The organism is Streptomyces sp. NBC_00386 (assembly GCF_036063235.1).
Taxonomy (GTDB): domain Bacteria; phylum Actinomycetota; class Actinomycetes; order Streptomycetales; family Streptomycetaceae; genus Streptomyces.
The window spans coordinates 3,384,409-3,398,756 of record NZ_CP107950.1 but is presented as its reverse complement, the minus strand read 5'-3'; the positions used below and the strand labels follow the sequence as shown (position 1 = coordinate 3,398,756).

The window sequence follows — 14,348 nt, the reverse complement described above, 5'->3', positions numbered from 1 at the left end:
GACATTACTCCGTGGGAGACGCTATTTCGCGAGTGCCCCCATGGGCTTAGGACAAAAGTCCGGGGTGAAACTGGGACTGGTGGAGGATAGGACCGGGGAGGTGCCGGTGATGCCGGAGCTGTCGCAGGAGACCGAGCGGGGGAAGGCTCTGCTGCCGTTCGGGGCGGCGGAGGTGACGGGCCCTTCGATGGTGCCCACACTCCAGCACGGGGATCGGCTCGTCGTTCAGTGGGGGGCGAGGGTGCGGCCGGGCGATGTCGTCGTCCTGCGCCATCCGTTCCAGCAGGACCTGCTCGTCGTGAAGCGGATCGCGGAACGGCGTGAGGGCGGCTGGTGGGTGCTCGGGGACAACGCGTTCGCGGGCGGGGACAGCACCGACTACGGAACCGTCCCCGAGGAACTCGTCCTCGGGAAGGTGTGGTTCCGTTTCCGGCCGCCGAAAGCGGGTCAGCGGTCGCCGTTCGCCGTCGTCCGCTGGGCGCTGGTGGCCGCCAGGCCGGTGCTTCCCGTCCGGTCCGCCTCCAGGCGCTTGCGGGCGCGGTAGGCCGCGACGTTGGCGCGGGTCGCGCAGCGGTCCGAGCAGTAGCGCCGGGAGCGGTTGGTGGAGGTGTCCAGGTAGGCGTTGCGGCACGGGGCGGCCTCGCACAGGCCGAGACGGTCCACGCCGTACTCGGTCAGATGGAAGGCGAGGCCCATCGCCGCGATCGCCGCGTAGCCCGCGGTCGCGTTCGACGGGTGATCCGCGAGGTGCATGTGCCACAGCGGGCGGTCGTCGTCGTCGCGGTGGTCGTGCCCCGAGATCTGCGGACTCACCGGGAATTCGAGGAGCAGGGAGTTCAGCAGGTCCACGGCGAGGGTCTCCTCGCCGCCGGCCGCCGCCTCGAAGACCGCGCGCAGCCGTCCCCGTACCGAGCGGAAGCGGGTGACGTCGGCCTCCGCGGCGCGGCGGGCCGCCGAGGCGTTGCCCCCGAACAGGTCACGGACGGCCTCGACGGAGGTCAGCGAGTCCTTGCCCCGGACCGGTTCCTCGGTGTTGACGAGGCGGACGGCGTAATCCGAGTAATAGGCCAGTTCCACTTGTAGTCCTTACGGAGGCGCTCTATCGTCGTGACGGTGATCAGGTAACAGCTGATCGCCCTTACAGGGTATTACGTCGTCGACTGGAGGAGGGGCTTTCATGGCCATCGGCACCGGAACCGACTGGCATGCCTGGCAGCAGAGCTGGGACCGGCAGCAGGAGTGGTACATGCCGGACCGCGAGGACCGCTTCCGGGTGATGCTCGACATGGCCGAGGCGCTCGTCGGACCCGCGCCCCGCGTCCTCGACCTCGCCTGCGGGACCGGCACCATCACCGCCCGGCTGCTCGCCCGCCTCCCCGGAGCCACCAGCACCGGCGTCGACCTCGACCCCGCCCTCCTCGCCATCGCCGAGGGCACCTTCGCCGGCGACGACCGGGTCTCCCTCGTCACCGCCGACCTCAAGGACCCCCGCTGGCGCGAGCGGCTGCCGTACGACACGTACGACGCCGTCCTGACCGCCACGGCCCTGCACTGGCTGCACAGCGAACCCCTCACCGTCCTCTACGGCCAGATCGCCGAACTCGTCCGTGACGGCGGTGTGTTCATGAACGTCGACCACATGATCGACGAGACGACACCCCGGATCAACGCCGCCGACCGCGCCCAGCAGCGCGCCCGCAGGGAGCTGGCCAAGAAGGACGGCGCCCTCGACTGGGCCGATTGGTGGGAGGTGGCCGCCCAGGACCCGGTCCTCGCCGGCCCCACCGCCCGCCGCTTCGAGATCTACGGCGAGCACGCCGACGGGGACACCCCCTCCGCCGACTGGCACGCGCGCGTGCTGCGCGAACAGGGCTTCGGCGAGGCCCGCCCGGTGTGGCGCTCCCCCTCGGACGCGCTGGTGCTCGCGGTCAAGTAGGCCACCCGCGGAACCTGTTGGAGGCGGTACGGAAATCCGTACCGCCTCCACTGCGTCCTGCGGCACCTCCCGCCGCACTGGAGGGTGAGACGGTCCGCGAGCGCGGGCCGGGAAGGGGGCGGGATGACGCGCGGCGAGGAAGCCGCTCTGCACGCTTTCGTGGAGGGCAGACGGTGGGCGCTGTTCCGCTGGGGGTGCCCCCTGCTCGAGCGAAGCCGAGAGCTTGGGGGAGCCTCTCTGCGTGCGGCAGTCGCGACGAGGCCGAGGACCTCGTCCAGACGACCCTGGTGAAGGTTGTCCTCGGCGCGTGCCGGCACGGACGTCTCGAAAGTCTCGAGGCCTACGCGCGCAGGACGCTGGTCAACACCTTCATCTCCGCCCGCCGCCGGTTCTGGCGGCGCGAGCACGCGTACGGCGAGGTGCCCGACGTGGCGGGGCGGCCGGTCGACAGCGACACCGGGTGGTGGACGAGGTCCAGGTACCCGGGAGCCGCGGCAGCGAGACCGTCTTCGCGCAGGCCTCGCGGGTGAGGTGGCGCCGGCGCACGGCGGTGACCGACCCCGCCCTGCACCCGGTTCCGGACTGGGGACGGGAGTTCGCGGCGGTCCTGAACCTGAAGGACGGCAGGGCCCTCCACGTCCGGGACAGCACCGGCTACCGGGGCAAGGGCCGGCTCGGCCCGCTGCTCAAGACCCCGGCGCTGCCGAAGTAGCGGGAAGGGCACGAGAACGGGGGAACGGGGGGGCATGAGGAAGGGGCGGTACGGGAGACCCGTACCGCCCCTTGTTCCTGCGTTCCGCAGTGTCGGCGTCCTGGTCAGAGGACCTTCGACAGGAACGACTTCGTGCGCTCGTGCTGCGGGTCCGTCAGGACGTCGCGCGGGTTGCCGGACTCGACCACCACACCGCCGTCCATGAAGACCAGGCTGTCGCCGACCTCACGGGCGAAGCCCATCTCGTGCGTGACGACGACCATCGTCATACCGGACTCGGCGAGGTCGCGCATGACGTCGAGGACGTCACCGACCAGCTCCGGGTCCAGGGCCGAGGTCGGCTCGTCGAAGAGCATCAGCTTCGGGTCCATCGCCAGCGCGCGGGCGATGGCCACACGCTGCTGCTGGCCGCCGGACAGTTGCATGGGCTTTGAGCTGGACTCGTTCTAGTGAAGAACGAGCGATCACGAGCATTCATGAGTGAGTGGCCTCTACGGTCTGGCGTGTGAATCTGACCGAGTGGGCGAAGGCCCAGGGCGTCCATCCGCAGACGGCGCGCCGCTGGTTTCGTGATGGAACGCTGCCGGTACCTGCGGAGCGGGTGGGTCCGCGCACGATCCTGGTGAACATCGAGGCCAACCAGGTCGCCGATGCCGTCGGGGGCGTGGGCCTGTACGCCCGGGTCTCCTCCCACGACCAGAAGGCCGACCTGGTGCGGCAGACCGCGCGGCTGGTGGAGTGGGCGGCGAAGGCCGGGCACCGGGTCGTGCGGACCGAGTCGGAGATCGCCTCGGGCATGAACGGCGGGCGGGCGAAGGTCCGTCGGCTGCTGGCCGACCCGGCCGTGACCACGGTGGTCGTCGAGCACAAGGACTGCCTCGGGCGGATGAACAGTGAGCTCGTCGAGGCGGCACTGGCCGCGCATGGTCGTCGCCTCGTCATCCTTGACGACGGCGAGGCCGAAGACGATCTGGTCCGCGACATGACCGAGGTCCTGACCTGGTTCTGCGCCCGCTTGTACGGACGCCGCTCCGCAGGGAACCGCGCGCGGAAGGCGCTTGAGGCGGCCGCGAAGTGAGCGAGCGCAAGAAGCCGTTGCGTGCGGTCCGAGCCCGTTCGTGGTCCAGGACCATACGGGCGTCGCGATCCGCGACCGCCTCAAAGACCTCACCTCGCAGGACGACAGGGTCCTGCGTCTCATCGGTGCCCACCTGGGCGGCCTCGCCACCGCCGACCTCGCCCTGTACTCGCGGACCGGCTTCGAGCGCACCAGCCGGACTTGGGCCACCCGCAAGCAGGAGCTGACCGCCAAGTCGTCGTCCCGCTGGGCCGGTGCCGTCACCAAGGGCACCCACGACCAGTACGCCCTGGCCCGACGTGGCCAGTTCGCGTACCGGGACAAGCTCGCCGACGGCATCCGCATGCTCATGCACCGTCTGTCCCTCCCGGTCGGGGAGAAGGGTGCCAAGGGCAGGCCGGGCGGCTACCGGTCCAAGGCGGAGTGGTTCCACAAGTCCCGCCGACTCCACATCCTCAAGGCCCGTCTCACGAAGGTGGAGGAGGACATCGCGACCGGGCGGGTGCACGTCGTGCGCGGCGGGAAGAACCTCGCGAACAACCGGCACAACCTGGCCGCCGCCGGTCTTACCGAGACCCGATGGCGGGAACGCTGGGAGGCCGCCCGCTGGTTCTTGAGCGCGGACGGCGAGTCGGGCAAGCGGTTCGGGAACGAAACGATCCGCGTCACCCCGGACGGCGAGGTCTCTGTCAAGCTGCCCAAGCCGCTGGAGTACCTGGCCAACAGCCCGCATGGCCGGTACGTCCTGACCGGCCGCGTCGCCTTCCGGTACCGGGGCGCGGAGTGGGCCGACCGTGTCGCCGGGAACCGGGCGATCGCGTACGAGATCCACTACGACGTGGCCAAGGGCCGCTGGTATCTGACCGCCTCGTGGAAGCGCCCCGCCGTGCAGGCCATCGCCTTGGAAGCGGCCCGGGCAGGCGGGCTGATCGGCGTGGACACCAACGCCGACCACTTCGCCGCATACCGCCTCGACCGGCACGGCAACCCCGTCGGCGACCCCCACCGGTTCGCCTATGACCTCACCGGCAGCGCGGACCACCGCGACGCGCAGCTGCGGCACGCGCTCAGCCAGTTGCTGCGCTGGGCCACCCGGACCGGCGTCACCGCGATCGCTGTCGAAGACCTCGACTTCTCCGACGGCAAGACCCGCGAGAGGTTCGGCCACCGCAAGCGGTTCCGGCAACTCATCCACGGCATCCCCACCGGCAAGGTCAAGGCCCGGCTGGTGAACATGGCCGCCGAGCACGGCCTCTTTCTGGTCGCCGTCGACCCGGCGTACACCTCCAAGTGGGGCGCCGAGCACTGGAAGACCCCCCTGACCAGCAACAAACGTGCGATGACCCGCCACGACGCAGCGGGCATCGCGATCGGAAGGCGCGCCCTCGGGCACCCGATCCGGCGACGGACGAAACCGCCCCGCACCCACCAGAGCGATGGTGGCGGGCATCGGAACGTCCAGGCCGAACCGGGCACCTTGGAGCGTGAGGGACCCCGCCGGACACGGAACGGAACCAGCCCCCAGAGAGCGGCGACCGGCCGTGCGGTCAAAGCGGGGAACCAGCGTGTCCAACACCGTTCGGGACACGCGGCTGAGCACGGGTTCTGGCAACAGGACCCACTCCCGCTCAGTCCTTAGGAACGGTAGTTCTTCGCCTTGTCGGACAGGTCGACGCGTTTGAGCAGTTCCATCGTGCGGTCCCGGGCATCCGACTTCTTGGTGCCCTTCACTTCGATCGGCGCTTCTACGCGTTCTCGACGGCCGTCATGTGCGGGAACAAGTTGAAGCGCTGGAAGACCATGCCGATGTCCCGGCGCTTCAGAGCGACTTCGCTGTCCTTGAGCTCGTAGAGATTGTCGCCTTCTGGGGGTAGCCGACCAGATCGCCGTCGACGTACAGCCAGCCGACGTTGATCTTCTCCAGGCGGCTGATGCACCTCAGGAAGGTCGACTTGCCAGAGCCGGACGGGCTGATGACACAGAACACCTCACCGGTGTTCACCTCCAGGTCGATGCCCTTGAGGACCTCCAGGGGACTCGTCGGGCACATCGGCCGCCGGGCACGCCGCGACAAGCCCGATGCCGCGATCCCCGTGGAGACGTACTTGTCCGGGGAGCCGAGGCCGCTGTTTTGAGCGAGCCGGGGAGGCGCCTGCGCACTCGTGTATGGCGGCATGTATGGCGGGCCACGCAATCGTCGGTCAAGGCGGCGACCCCCGTCGCCTTGACCTCTGGGAGAATTCCGAGTGGCAGACAAGAAGAGGGTACTGACCGTCGCACTGCTGGCACTGATGATGGTTGTCGGTGCGACCACCCAGGCGCAGGCGGTGACCAAGACCTGGTCGAGCAAGCCGTACGGGGTGACATTCACGAGTTACTCCGGCGACCTGGAAAAGTGTCTCGTGGTCTCTCTGACCGGGAAGACGGAGTATCTCTGGTGGTACAAGAGGTCCGGTTCCAGGGAAAAGTGGGTCGAGAAGGTTCGCCTCAGTGCTCCGAAGATGACGATGGTCATCAAGGGGCAGTGCGGTCGTAACGGGGCACCGAAGAAGCTGTCTGACGCGGACTTGTCGCAGCGTTTCTACGACTCCGGGTGCAAGACCTCCACGGCTGTCACGGTCAGTTTCCCCTTCGCGGTCGGTGTGACGCCCACCCAGGCGTGCGGCCGTCTCAACACTGCCAAGCGCTCCACCAAGTACAGCAGCAATAGTTCGTCCTATGTCCAGTCCAACACCGGCAGGCCGGCTACGTTCAAGAGGACTGTCGGTGTCGCCCCCGTGAGCGGTCGCGACAAAGTCTGCGTGCGGGCCGACGCCGTCTACACCGCTTACGTCGGAAGCCGTTCGGACTCCTTCGCCAAGACCGCGAATGTCTGTGTGAAGGCCTACTGATACCGGTCGAAGTGCATCCCTCGTGTTCAGTAGAGTCTGGATACTGAACACGGGGGATGTTTATGGTGAAATTCTTTATTCTGGGACCACTCCGAATACAGGCGCACACAGGGGAATCCATAGATCTTGTTCGCCGGAAACCGCGCCTTCTGCTGGCGGTCCTCCTGTTGCGTCACGGACGCGCCGTCCCCACCGACGAGCTGATCGACGTTCTTTGGGGAGATGCGCCGCCCGCGTCGGCCCGCGCCAATCTCCACTCGTACGTCTCAACGCTTCGCCGTCTCCTGGAGGGCCGGTCCTCCTCCTCCTCCTCCTTCGTCGCCACCATCCGAGACGGCTATGGTCTTCGAACCGAGCCCGGTGACCTCGACCTGGCCGCCTTCGAGTGCCGTGTCGCCGATGCGCGGAAGGCTGCTCGCTCCGACCGGCCCCACCAGGCGGCGCGGCTCTTTGCGACGGCACTCGACCTGTGGCGGGGAGACGTCCTGGAGTCGCTCGAACTCACGGAACCACTGCGAGCGCGGGTCACCCAGCTGGAGGAAATGCGGCTGGATGTTCAGGAAGAGAAGATGGACGCCCGGTTGTCGGCGGGTGATCACGTCGACGCTGTCGCGGAGTTCAGGGAATTGGTGCGGGCTCAGCCCTTTCGGGAACACCGCTGGGCGCGGCTGATGCTGGCCCTGCACCGCAGCGGCCGCACGAAGGAAGCGCTGGAGGCGTACGGGGAGTTATGCACTCTGCTGGACCAGGAGCTGGGCGTCGGACCAAGCTCTGAGCTCCGGGCCATCCAACGAGTGATTCTCGCCAACGACGCCTGCACGCCGGTACGCTCCCGCCTCTCTTCGGACACGGTCATCGGTGAGTTCCTCCAGAGCGAGGAACGGCCGCACGTCACTCTCATCGGTCGGGACCGTGAGCGGGCCGAACTTGCTGAACTCGCCGAACGTGAGCGGTTGGTGACCGTCACGGGACCTGGTGGATGCGGAAAGTCTGTGCTCGCCCTGGATACTGCGCACGCCATGGCCGGCCGTTTCCTCAAGGGTGTGGTGGTTGCCACCCCCGGCCGCGCGGCGTTGTCGCGGCTTGAGTCTGTGTTGGACTTCACGCGGGCAGGCGGCGTCGGGGACGTTCTCACAGCCGACCCGGGCAGGCGTTCGCTCGTCCTTCTGGACAACACCGACCGGTGCGAGACCAGTGCCACCGCCGTGGTTCGTCGGCTTCTCGCTCACCCTGATGTGACCGTGCTCGCCACGTCACGGTCTCCGCTGCGCATCAGTGGCGAAGTGGTCTGGCCTCTGGACCCGCTGCCGACCCCCGTCGCCGATGAGCAGACGGCAGCCACCCGGCTCTTCCTGGAGAGGGCCGTGCCGTTGATGCCTGGCCACAGAGTGGGGCACGTCGATCATGTACTGGCCGCTCGTATCAGCCGCCGCCTGGACGGACTGCCGCTGGCCCTCGAAATGGCCGCCACCCGGCTCCGCGTTCTGCCGATGAAGGTACTCGCGGATCGTCTCGACAGGAACCTCGACTGTCTTCTGGAGCCGGCTGCACCCGGTGGTGCCGCCAGATTGCTTCCCGTGAGGGAGGTGAATGCGACGCTCACATCCGTCTTCGACTGGTCGTACGCACGCCTTACCGAAGCGGAGCAGCTGTTCCTGCAGCGCCTGGCTGCGCTTCGGGGTCCATTCGGCCTGACGGATGTGGAGAACCCCGCCGGAGACGCGGCCCGGCCGCCGCTGTCACCTGCTTGGGTCCTGCCCTTGCTGGTGTCGCTAGTGGAGCAATCGATGGTGCAGTGCCGCAGCACACCGCGCGGCCAACGGTTCCAGGTGCTTGGCCCCATTCGTGCCTTCGTCGTGAGCAAGGCATCAGCGTGTGCGGAGCCGGGCGAAGCGGTGTGACACCTGACGACGGCACCCCGCCACGCGTGGATGCGTGGCGGGGTGCGTAAGCCGCTGTGAAGCGGAGGCGGGCCGGCCGAAACCGGCGAACCCTCACAACACCTTGGACAGGAACGCCTGTGTCCGCTCGTGCTGCGGGTTCGTCAGGACGTCGCGCGGGTTGCCGGCCTCGACGACCACACCGCCGTCCATGAAGACCAGGCTGTCGCCGACCTCACGGGCGAACCCCATCTCGTGGGTGACGACGATCATGGTCATGCCGTCCTCCGCGAGGTCCCGCATGACGTCGAGGACCTCACCGACGAGCTCCGGGTCGAGAGCCGAGGTCGGCTCGTCGAAGAGCATCAGCTTCGGCTGCATCGCCAGCGCACGGGCGATGGCAACGCGCTGCTGCTGGCCGCCGGAGAGCTGGGCGGGGTAGTGACTCTTGCGGTCACCCAGCCCCACCCGGTCGAGGAGCCGCTCCGCACGCTCTCGGGCGACGGCCTTGGTCTCGCCCTTGACCTGTACGGGCGCCTCCATGACGTTCTCCACCGCCGTCATGTGCGGGAAGAGGTTGAAGCGCTGGAACACCATGCCGATGTCCCGCCGCTGGGCGGCTACCTCGCGCTCCTTCAGCTCGTAGAGCCTGTCGCCCTTCTGGCGGTATCCCACCAGGTCACCGTCGACGTACAGGCGCCCGGCGCTGATCTTCTCCAGGTGGTTGATGCACCGCAGGAAGGTCGACTTGCCGGAACCCGACGGACCGATCAGGCAGAACACCTCGCGGGGGTTCACCTCCAGGTCGATGCCCTTGAGGATGTGCGCGAGCCCGAAGGACTTGTGCACCCCCTCGGACTTGACCATCGGACGGCCGCTCGTGCTCGGGGTGATGTCCTTGCTGAGACTGCTCATCGGGCCACCTCCGGGCGGCGGAAGGAACCGAACAGACGGAGGTTCTTCCTCAGGCGCTGCAACGGCGTCGGCGGCAGGGTACGCGACGATCCTCGGGCGTAACGGCGCTCCAGGTAGTACTGGAAGACGCTGAAGATGCTGGTCAGGATCAGGTACCAGATCGATGCGACGAAGTACAGCTCCACGACTGCCAGCGAGGTGCTGGAGATGTCGGTGGCCGCCTTGATCGTCTCGTTGAACTGGACCGCGTAGGCCAGTGACGAGGTCTTGAGCATGTTGATGAACTCGTTGCCCGTGGGCGGCACGATCACGCGCATCGCCTGCGGGAGGATCACCCGGCGCAGCGTCTTGCCCTGGGTCATGCCGAGCGCGTGCGACGCCTCGGTCTGCCCCAGGTCGACGGACTGGATACCCGCCCGGACGATCTCGGACATGTACGCGGCCTCGTTGAGGCCGAGTCCGAGCAGAGCCGCCAGGAACGGCGTCATCACCTGGTTCATCTCGTCCTTGTAGAACCCCAGGTTGAGGACGGGGAACACAAGCGCGATGTTGTACCAGAGGAGCAGCTGCACCAGCACCGGAGTGCCGCGGAAGAACCAGATGTACAGCCACGACACGGTGCTGGTCACCGGGTTCGAGGACATCCGCATGACCGCGAGGATCACGCCCAGCACAAGTCCCAGCACCATCGCGAGTACGGAGATGTACAGCGTGTGCCAGACGCCGGACAGGATGGTCGAGTCCGTGAGGTAGTCCGGGATGATGTCGTAGTTGATGTTCGCGTTGGAGAACGCGAGAACGATCAGCGCCATCACCGCGATGACCAGGACGCCGGCCACCCAGCGGCCGTAGTGGCGCACCGGGATGGCCTTGATCTGCTCCGGTGGCACGGATGACGCCGGAGTCTTGTCGACAGTGTCAGTCACAGTGACTGCCCTTCAGTGTTGCGCCAGGCAGGGTCAGGAGCCGCCGTTGATCTTGGCCTCGGTCACCGCGCCGTCCTTGACGTTCCACTTCTCCAGGATCTTCGCGTAGTCACCGTTCTCGATGATCGCGTTCATGGCGGCCTGGATCGCGTCACGGAGCTGGGTGCTCTCCTTGCTGACGCCGATGCCGTACGGGCCGGCCTCGATCTGGTCCCCGACGACCTCGAAGTCCTTGCCGCCGCCCGAGGTCTTGGCGTTGTAGGCCGCGACCGGGAAGTCGTTCAGGTCGGCGACGGACGCGCCCTGCTTCAGGCGGAGCAGCGCCTCGGGGTCGGTGTCGAAGGTCTGCAGCGTGATGGCCTTCTTGCCGTCCTTCGTGCACTTCGTGCTCTGGGCCTTGGCGATGCCCTCGGACGTGGTGCCCTTCTGCAGCGCGACGACCTTGCCACACAGGTCGTCCAGGGACTGGACGCCCTTCGGGTTGCCCTTCTGGACGAGGATCGACGTACCCGCGGTGAAGTAGTCGACGAAGTCGATGCCGTTGCCGGCCTTCTTGCCGGTGTCCGAGTCGACGCCGTTCTGCCGGTCCTTCGTGTCGCTCATGGCCGACATGATCGCGTTGAAACGCTTGGACTGCAGACCCACGATGAGCTGGTCGAACTTGCCGTTCTGGAACTCGAACTTTACGCCGAGCTGCTTGCCGAGCGCGTCCGCGATGTCCGGGTCGATACCGACGGCCTTGCCGCTCTGGATGTACTCGACCGGCGGGTAGGCGATGTCGGAGCCCACCTTGACGACGCCTGCCTTCTTGATGTCGGCAGGAAGCTTGCCGGCGAGCGGCGCGGAGGACGAGGACGTGTCCGAGCTGCCGGTGTCGCTGCTCTTGTCCGTCTGGTCACCGCATCCGGTGAGGATCAGGGCGCCGGCGACCGCGATCGCACCGACCGCTGCTATCCGGGACCGGGCGGTGGTACGACGGGTGGTGCGTGCGGTCATGAGGGTTCCTCCGGCGGATCAGGGAGTAGCCGATAGGTCGACGGAAACACACACCTTCGAGTGTCGCGACCTCGTGTAATGACGGCATCTTGCCATTCGGACGGCGAGATTCACGGTGCCCGCCATGTCAAAATCGGATAACGGGTGACACCCGAACCATCACCGGGCGGTCAGGTGCGGCCGGATCATGTGCGGGAATCTTCCCTTCCGGCCGGAAGATCTTCGGTTCCGCGCAAGAAGCGGAAGACCGCTAGGCGGCACTCACGTCCGAACGAGGACATGTCCGGAAGTGTCAATGGATCCGGGGATGAGTCATCTCACCGCCGTGTGATCTTGGCTCTATGGACTCGTCCTCGGCACCGTCCGTCCGGTAAGAAGGTTCTTTACACCCCTCATCCGGGGCTCAGGGCGCGTGTGCGGCGCGCCCGTCGCGCAGCGGCCCGTACGCAACCACGGCGGCAGGGCCTGCGCGGTGCCCGCCCACCCCTCAACCAGGAGTGGTCACCCTCAAACAATAAAGACTTAAGGGGTAAAACAAAGTGGCAGCGGAGATCGTCAATCCTCGCAGCGACAGCAGTACGGATCACGAAGGCGGGGTCGAGCCCCTCGATGCCTTCGACCCGGCTTTCGCGCTGCACCGCGGCGGCAAGATGGCTGTGCAAGCCACTGTGCCCATCCGCAACAAGGACGACCTGTCCCTGGCTTACACGCCCGGCGTCGCGAAGGTGTGCAGCGCGATCGCCGAGCAGCCGGAACTCGTCCACGACTACACGTGGAAGTCGTCCGTGGTCGCTGTGGTGACCGACGGGACGGCAGTGCTCGGGCTCGGTGACATCGGCCCGGAGGCCTCGCTCCCCGTCATGGAGGGCAAGGCCATCCTGTTCAAGCAGTTCGGTGGTGTGGACGCGGTGCCGATCGCGCTCGCCTGCACCGGCGTCGACGAGATCGTCGAGACGGTGGTCCGGCTCGCTCCCTCGTTCGGCGGCGTCAATCTGGAGGACATCTCGGCACCGCGGTGCTTCGAGATCGAGCGCAAGCTCCAGGAACGACTGGACATTCCCGTCTTCCACGACGACCAGCACGGGACCGCGGTCGTCACCCTCGCGGCCCTGCGGAACGCCGCCCGGCTGACCGGGCGCTCGCTCGGCGACCTGCGCGCGGTGATCTCCGGAGCGGGCGCGGCCGGTATCGCCATCGCCAAGTTCCTGCTGGAGGCGGGTCTCGGCGATGTCGCGGTCGCCGACCGCAAGGGCGTCGTGTCCCGTGACCGGGACGACCTGACGGACGTCAAGCGCGAGCTCGCGGAGATCACCAACAAGGCGGGGATCTCCGGTTCGCTGGAGGAGGCGCTCGCGGGCGCCGACGTCTTCATCGGTGTCTCCGGCGGTACGGTGCCGGAGCCGGCGGTCGCCTCCATGGCGAAGGGGGCCTTCGTCTTCGCCATGGCCAACCCGAACCCCGAGGTGCACCCCGACATCGCCCACAAGTACGCGGCCGTCGTCGCGACCGGGCGGTCGGACTTCCCGAACCAGATCAACAACGTGCTGGCCTTCCCGGGAATCTTCGCCGGTGCGCTCCAGGTCCGGGCCTCCCGGATCACCGAGGGCATGAAGATCGCCGCCGCCGACGCGCTGGCCGCGGTGGTCGGGGACGACCTCGCCGCGGACTACGTCATCCCCTCGCCGTTCGACGAGCGGGTGGCTCCGGCGGTGACGGCCGCGGTGGCCGCCGCCGCCCGTGCGGAGGGCGTCGCCCGTCGCTGACGTGGTGTCCTGCTTGGCCCCGCCGGGATGGTTTCCTCCCGGCGGGGCCATCTTTTTTTGTCCGAGGGGAGGCGGAGGCGAGGAGAGGCTGTTGCCCGGTGGGGCTTGCGCCGGGAGTGCTGCGGGACGCGTGTCACACGGGGAGGCGGTTCCCCAGGCCGGGGGCGGAGCCTATCGTCGAGGTCATGTTCGCTGCCTACGCCGCCCGAATCGACCGTGACCAGCCGCTGAACGGCCTGGAGTTGGGGGAGCGCCCGGCCCCCGGACAGAGGCCGGGCTGGACGACCGTGAACGTACGGGCCGCCTCCCTCAATCACCATGATCTGTGGTCGCTGCGCGGCGTCGGCCTCGCCGAGGACAAGCTGCCGATGATCCTCGGCTGCGACGCCGCCGGAATCGACGAGGACGGCAACGAGGTCGTCCTGCACTCCGTCATCGGCCAGAGCGGGCACGGGGTCGGCCCCGACGAGCCCAGGTCCATCCTCACCGAGCGTTACCAGGGCACCTTCGCCGAGCAGGTCTCCGTACCGACGTGGAACGTGCTGCCCAAGCCCAAGGAACTGTCCTTCGCGGAGGCCGCCTGCCTGCCGACGGCCTGGCTGACGGCGTACCGCATGCTGTTCACCAACGCCGGGGTCCGGCCCGGCGATTCCGTGCTCGTCCAGGGTGCCGGCGGGGGCGTGGCCACCGCCGCGATCGTGCTCGGCAAGGCCGCCGGACTGCGGGTCTTCGCCACCAGCCGCGACGAGGCCAAGCGGAAGCGGGCGCTCGAACTCGGCGCCGTCGAGGCGCTGGAGTCCGGGGCGCGGCTGCCACAGCGGGTCGACGCGGTCATCGAGACGGTCGGCGCCGCCACCTGGTCGCACTCGGTCAAGTCGCTGCGTCCCGGCGGAACCGTCGTCATCTCGGGCGCCACCAGCGGTGACCGGCCCTCGCACGCCGAGCTGACGCGGATCTTCTTCCTCGAACTCAAGGTGGTCGGCTCCACCATGGGAACGAAGGACGAGCTGGAGGACCTGCTGGCCTTCTGCGCGGCCACCGGTGTGCGGCCCGTCGTCGACGAGGTGCTGCCGCTCGACCGGGCCCGCGAAGGGTTCGAGCGGCTGGAGTCCGGCGATCTGTTCGGCAAGATCGTGCTGACGGCGAGCTGACAGAGGCTGTTCCAGAGGGTTGTTCCAGAGGGTTGTCGCGGCGGGTCCGGGTTTCCGGGCCCGCCGTTTCGCGTGTCCGGTGGGTGCGGGTGCGGGTGCG

At 67.9% G+C, this 14,348-nt stretch carries 13 protein-coding genes and 3 pseudogenes; 10 read left to right on the top strand and 6 right to left on the bottom strand.

What is annotated here, in order from left to right:
- The first annotated feature begins 109 nt into the window (after positions 1-109).
- A complete protein-coding gene (gene sodX, locus OG780_RS14720) occupies positions 110-544 on the top strand; it encodes a nickel-type superoxide dismutase maturation protease (protein WP_328448347.1) in 435 nt (144 codons plus the stop codon).
- Here the strand turns inward: sodX and OG780_RS14715 are convergent.
- On the bottom strand, positions 448-1,077 hold the full coding sequence (locus OG780_RS14715; RefSeq protein WP_328448345.1) for a CGNR zinc finger domain-containing protein: 630 nt from the start codon (positions 1,075-1,077) through the stop codon (positions 448-450). The genes sodX and OG780_RS14715 overlap by 97 nt on opposite strands.
- 100 nt (positions 1,078-1,177) lie before the next feature.
- Here OG780_RS14715 and OG780_RS14710 point away from each other — a divergent pair, with 100 nt between their 5' ends.
- The 3 genes and pseudogenes from OG780_RS14710 (at position 1,178) to OG780_RS14700 (ending at position 2,648) form a co-directional block, all read left to right on the top strand.
- Positions 1,178-1,936, top strand: a complete 759-nt coding sequence (locus tag OG780_RS14710; protein ID WP_328448343.1) for a class I SAM-dependent methyltransferase — start codon at positions 1,178-1,180, stop codon at positions 1,934-1,936.
- 123 nt (positions 1,937-2,059) lie between these two features.
- A pseudogene (locus OG780_RS14705) lies at positions 2,060-2,454 on the top strand (RNA polymerase sigma factor); the annotation flags it as partial.
- Positions 2,397-2,648, top strand: a complete 252-nt coding sequence (locus OG780_RS14700) for a hypothetical protein (protein ID WP_328458778.1) — start codon at positions 2,397-2,399, stop codon at positions 2,646-2,648. The pseudogene OG780_RS14705 and the gene OG780_RS14700, both read left to right, overlap by 58 nt.
- 104 nt (positions 2,649-2,752) lie before the next feature.
- On the opposite strand, the pseudogene OG780_RS14695 reads toward OG780_RS14700, so the two are convergent.
- Positions 2,753-3,076: pseudogene (locus OG780_RS14695) on the bottom strand (amino acid ABC transporter ATP-binding protein); the annotation flags it as partial.
- Positions 3,077-3,153: 77 nt separating this feature from the next.
- Here OG780_RS14695 and OG780_RS14690 point away from each other — a divergent pair.
- Positions 3,154-3,726 carry an IS607 family transposase gene (locus OG780_RS14690; protein WP_328448341.1) on the top strand — a complete coding sequence of 191 codons (573 nt, stop codon included), beginning with the start codon at positions 3,154-3,156 and terminating at the stop codon, positions 3,724-3,726.
- A 40-nt stretch (positions 3,727-3,766) separates the two neighbouring features.
- A complete protein-coding gene (locus OG780_RS14685; RefSeq protein ID WP_328448339.1) occupies positions 3,767-5,365 on the top strand; it encodes a transposase in 1,599 nt (532 codons plus the stop codon).
- Here the strand turns inward: OG780_RS14685 and OG780_RS14680 are convergent.
- Positions 5,365-5,776: pseudogene (locus tag OG780_RS14680) on the bottom strand (ATP-binding cassette domain-containing protein); the annotation flags it as partial. The gene OG780_RS14685 and the pseudogene OG780_RS14680 sit on opposite strands and share 1 nt — an antisense overlap.
- Positions 5,777-5,972: 196 nt before the next feature.
- Here OG780_RS14680 and OG780_RS14675 point away from each other — a divergent pair.
- Both OG780_RS14675 and OG780_RS14670 read left to right on the top strand, forming a co-directional pair.
- On the top strand, positions 5,973-6,617 hold the full coding sequence (locus OG780_RS14675) for a hypothetical protein (RefSeq protein ID WP_328448337.1): 645 nt from the start codon (positions 5,973-5,975) through the stop codon (positions 6,615-6,617).
- A 62-nt stretch (positions 6,618-6,679) separates the two neighbouring features.
- Entirely contained in the window at positions 6,680-8,518 is a 1,839-nt protein-coding gene (locus tag OG780_RS14670) for an AfsR/SARP family transcriptional regulator (protein ID WP_328448335.1), read from the top strand.
- 93 nt (positions 8,519-8,611) lie between these two features.
- Here the strand turns inward: OG780_RS14670 and OG780_RS14665 are convergent, their stop codons facing one another.
- The 3 genes from OG780_RS14665 to OG780_RS14655 are packed head-to-tail and all read right to left on the bottom strand — an operon-like array spanning position 8,612 to position 11,334.
- Positions 8,612-9,412, bottom strand: a complete 801-nt coding sequence (locus OG780_RS14665) for an amino acid ABC transporter ATP-binding protein (protein WP_328448333.1) — start codon at positions 9,410-9,412, stop codon at positions 8,612-8,614.
- Complete coding sequence (locus OG780_RS14660; RefSeq protein ID WP_328448331.1) at positions 9,409-10,338, bottom strand: amino acid ABC transporter permease; 930 nt, start codon at positions 10,336-10,338, stop codon at positions 9,409-9,411. The genes OG780_RS14665 and OG780_RS14660 overlap by 4 nt, the downstream gene beginning before the upstream one ends.
- Before the next feature lie 33 nt (positions 10,339-10,371).
- The gene (locus OG780_RS14655) at positions 10,372-11,334 is read right to left on the bottom strand and encodes an ABC transporter substrate-binding protein (RefSeq protein WP_328448329.1); all 963 of its coding nucleotides are present in this window, start codon (positions 11,332-11,334) and stop codon (positions 10,372-10,374) included.
- 539 nt (positions 11,335-11,873) lie between these two features.
- Here OG780_RS14655 and OG780_RS14650 point away from each other — a divergent pair.
- Both OG780_RS14650 and OG780_RS14645 read left to right on the top strand, forming a co-directional pair.
- On the top strand, positions 11,874-13,097 hold the full coding sequence (locus OG780_RS14650; RefSeq protein WP_328448327.1) for an NAD(P)-dependent malic enzyme: 1,224 nt from the start codon (positions 11,874-11,876) through the stop codon (positions 13,095-13,097).
- 185 nt (positions 13,098-13,282) lie between these two features.
- Complete coding sequence (locus OG780_RS14645; RefSeq protein WP_328448325.1) at positions 13,283-14,248, top strand: zinc-binding dehydrogenase; 966 nt, start codon at positions 13,283-13,285, stop codon at positions 14,246-14,248.
- Positions 14,249-14,348 lie beyond the last annotated feature (100 nt).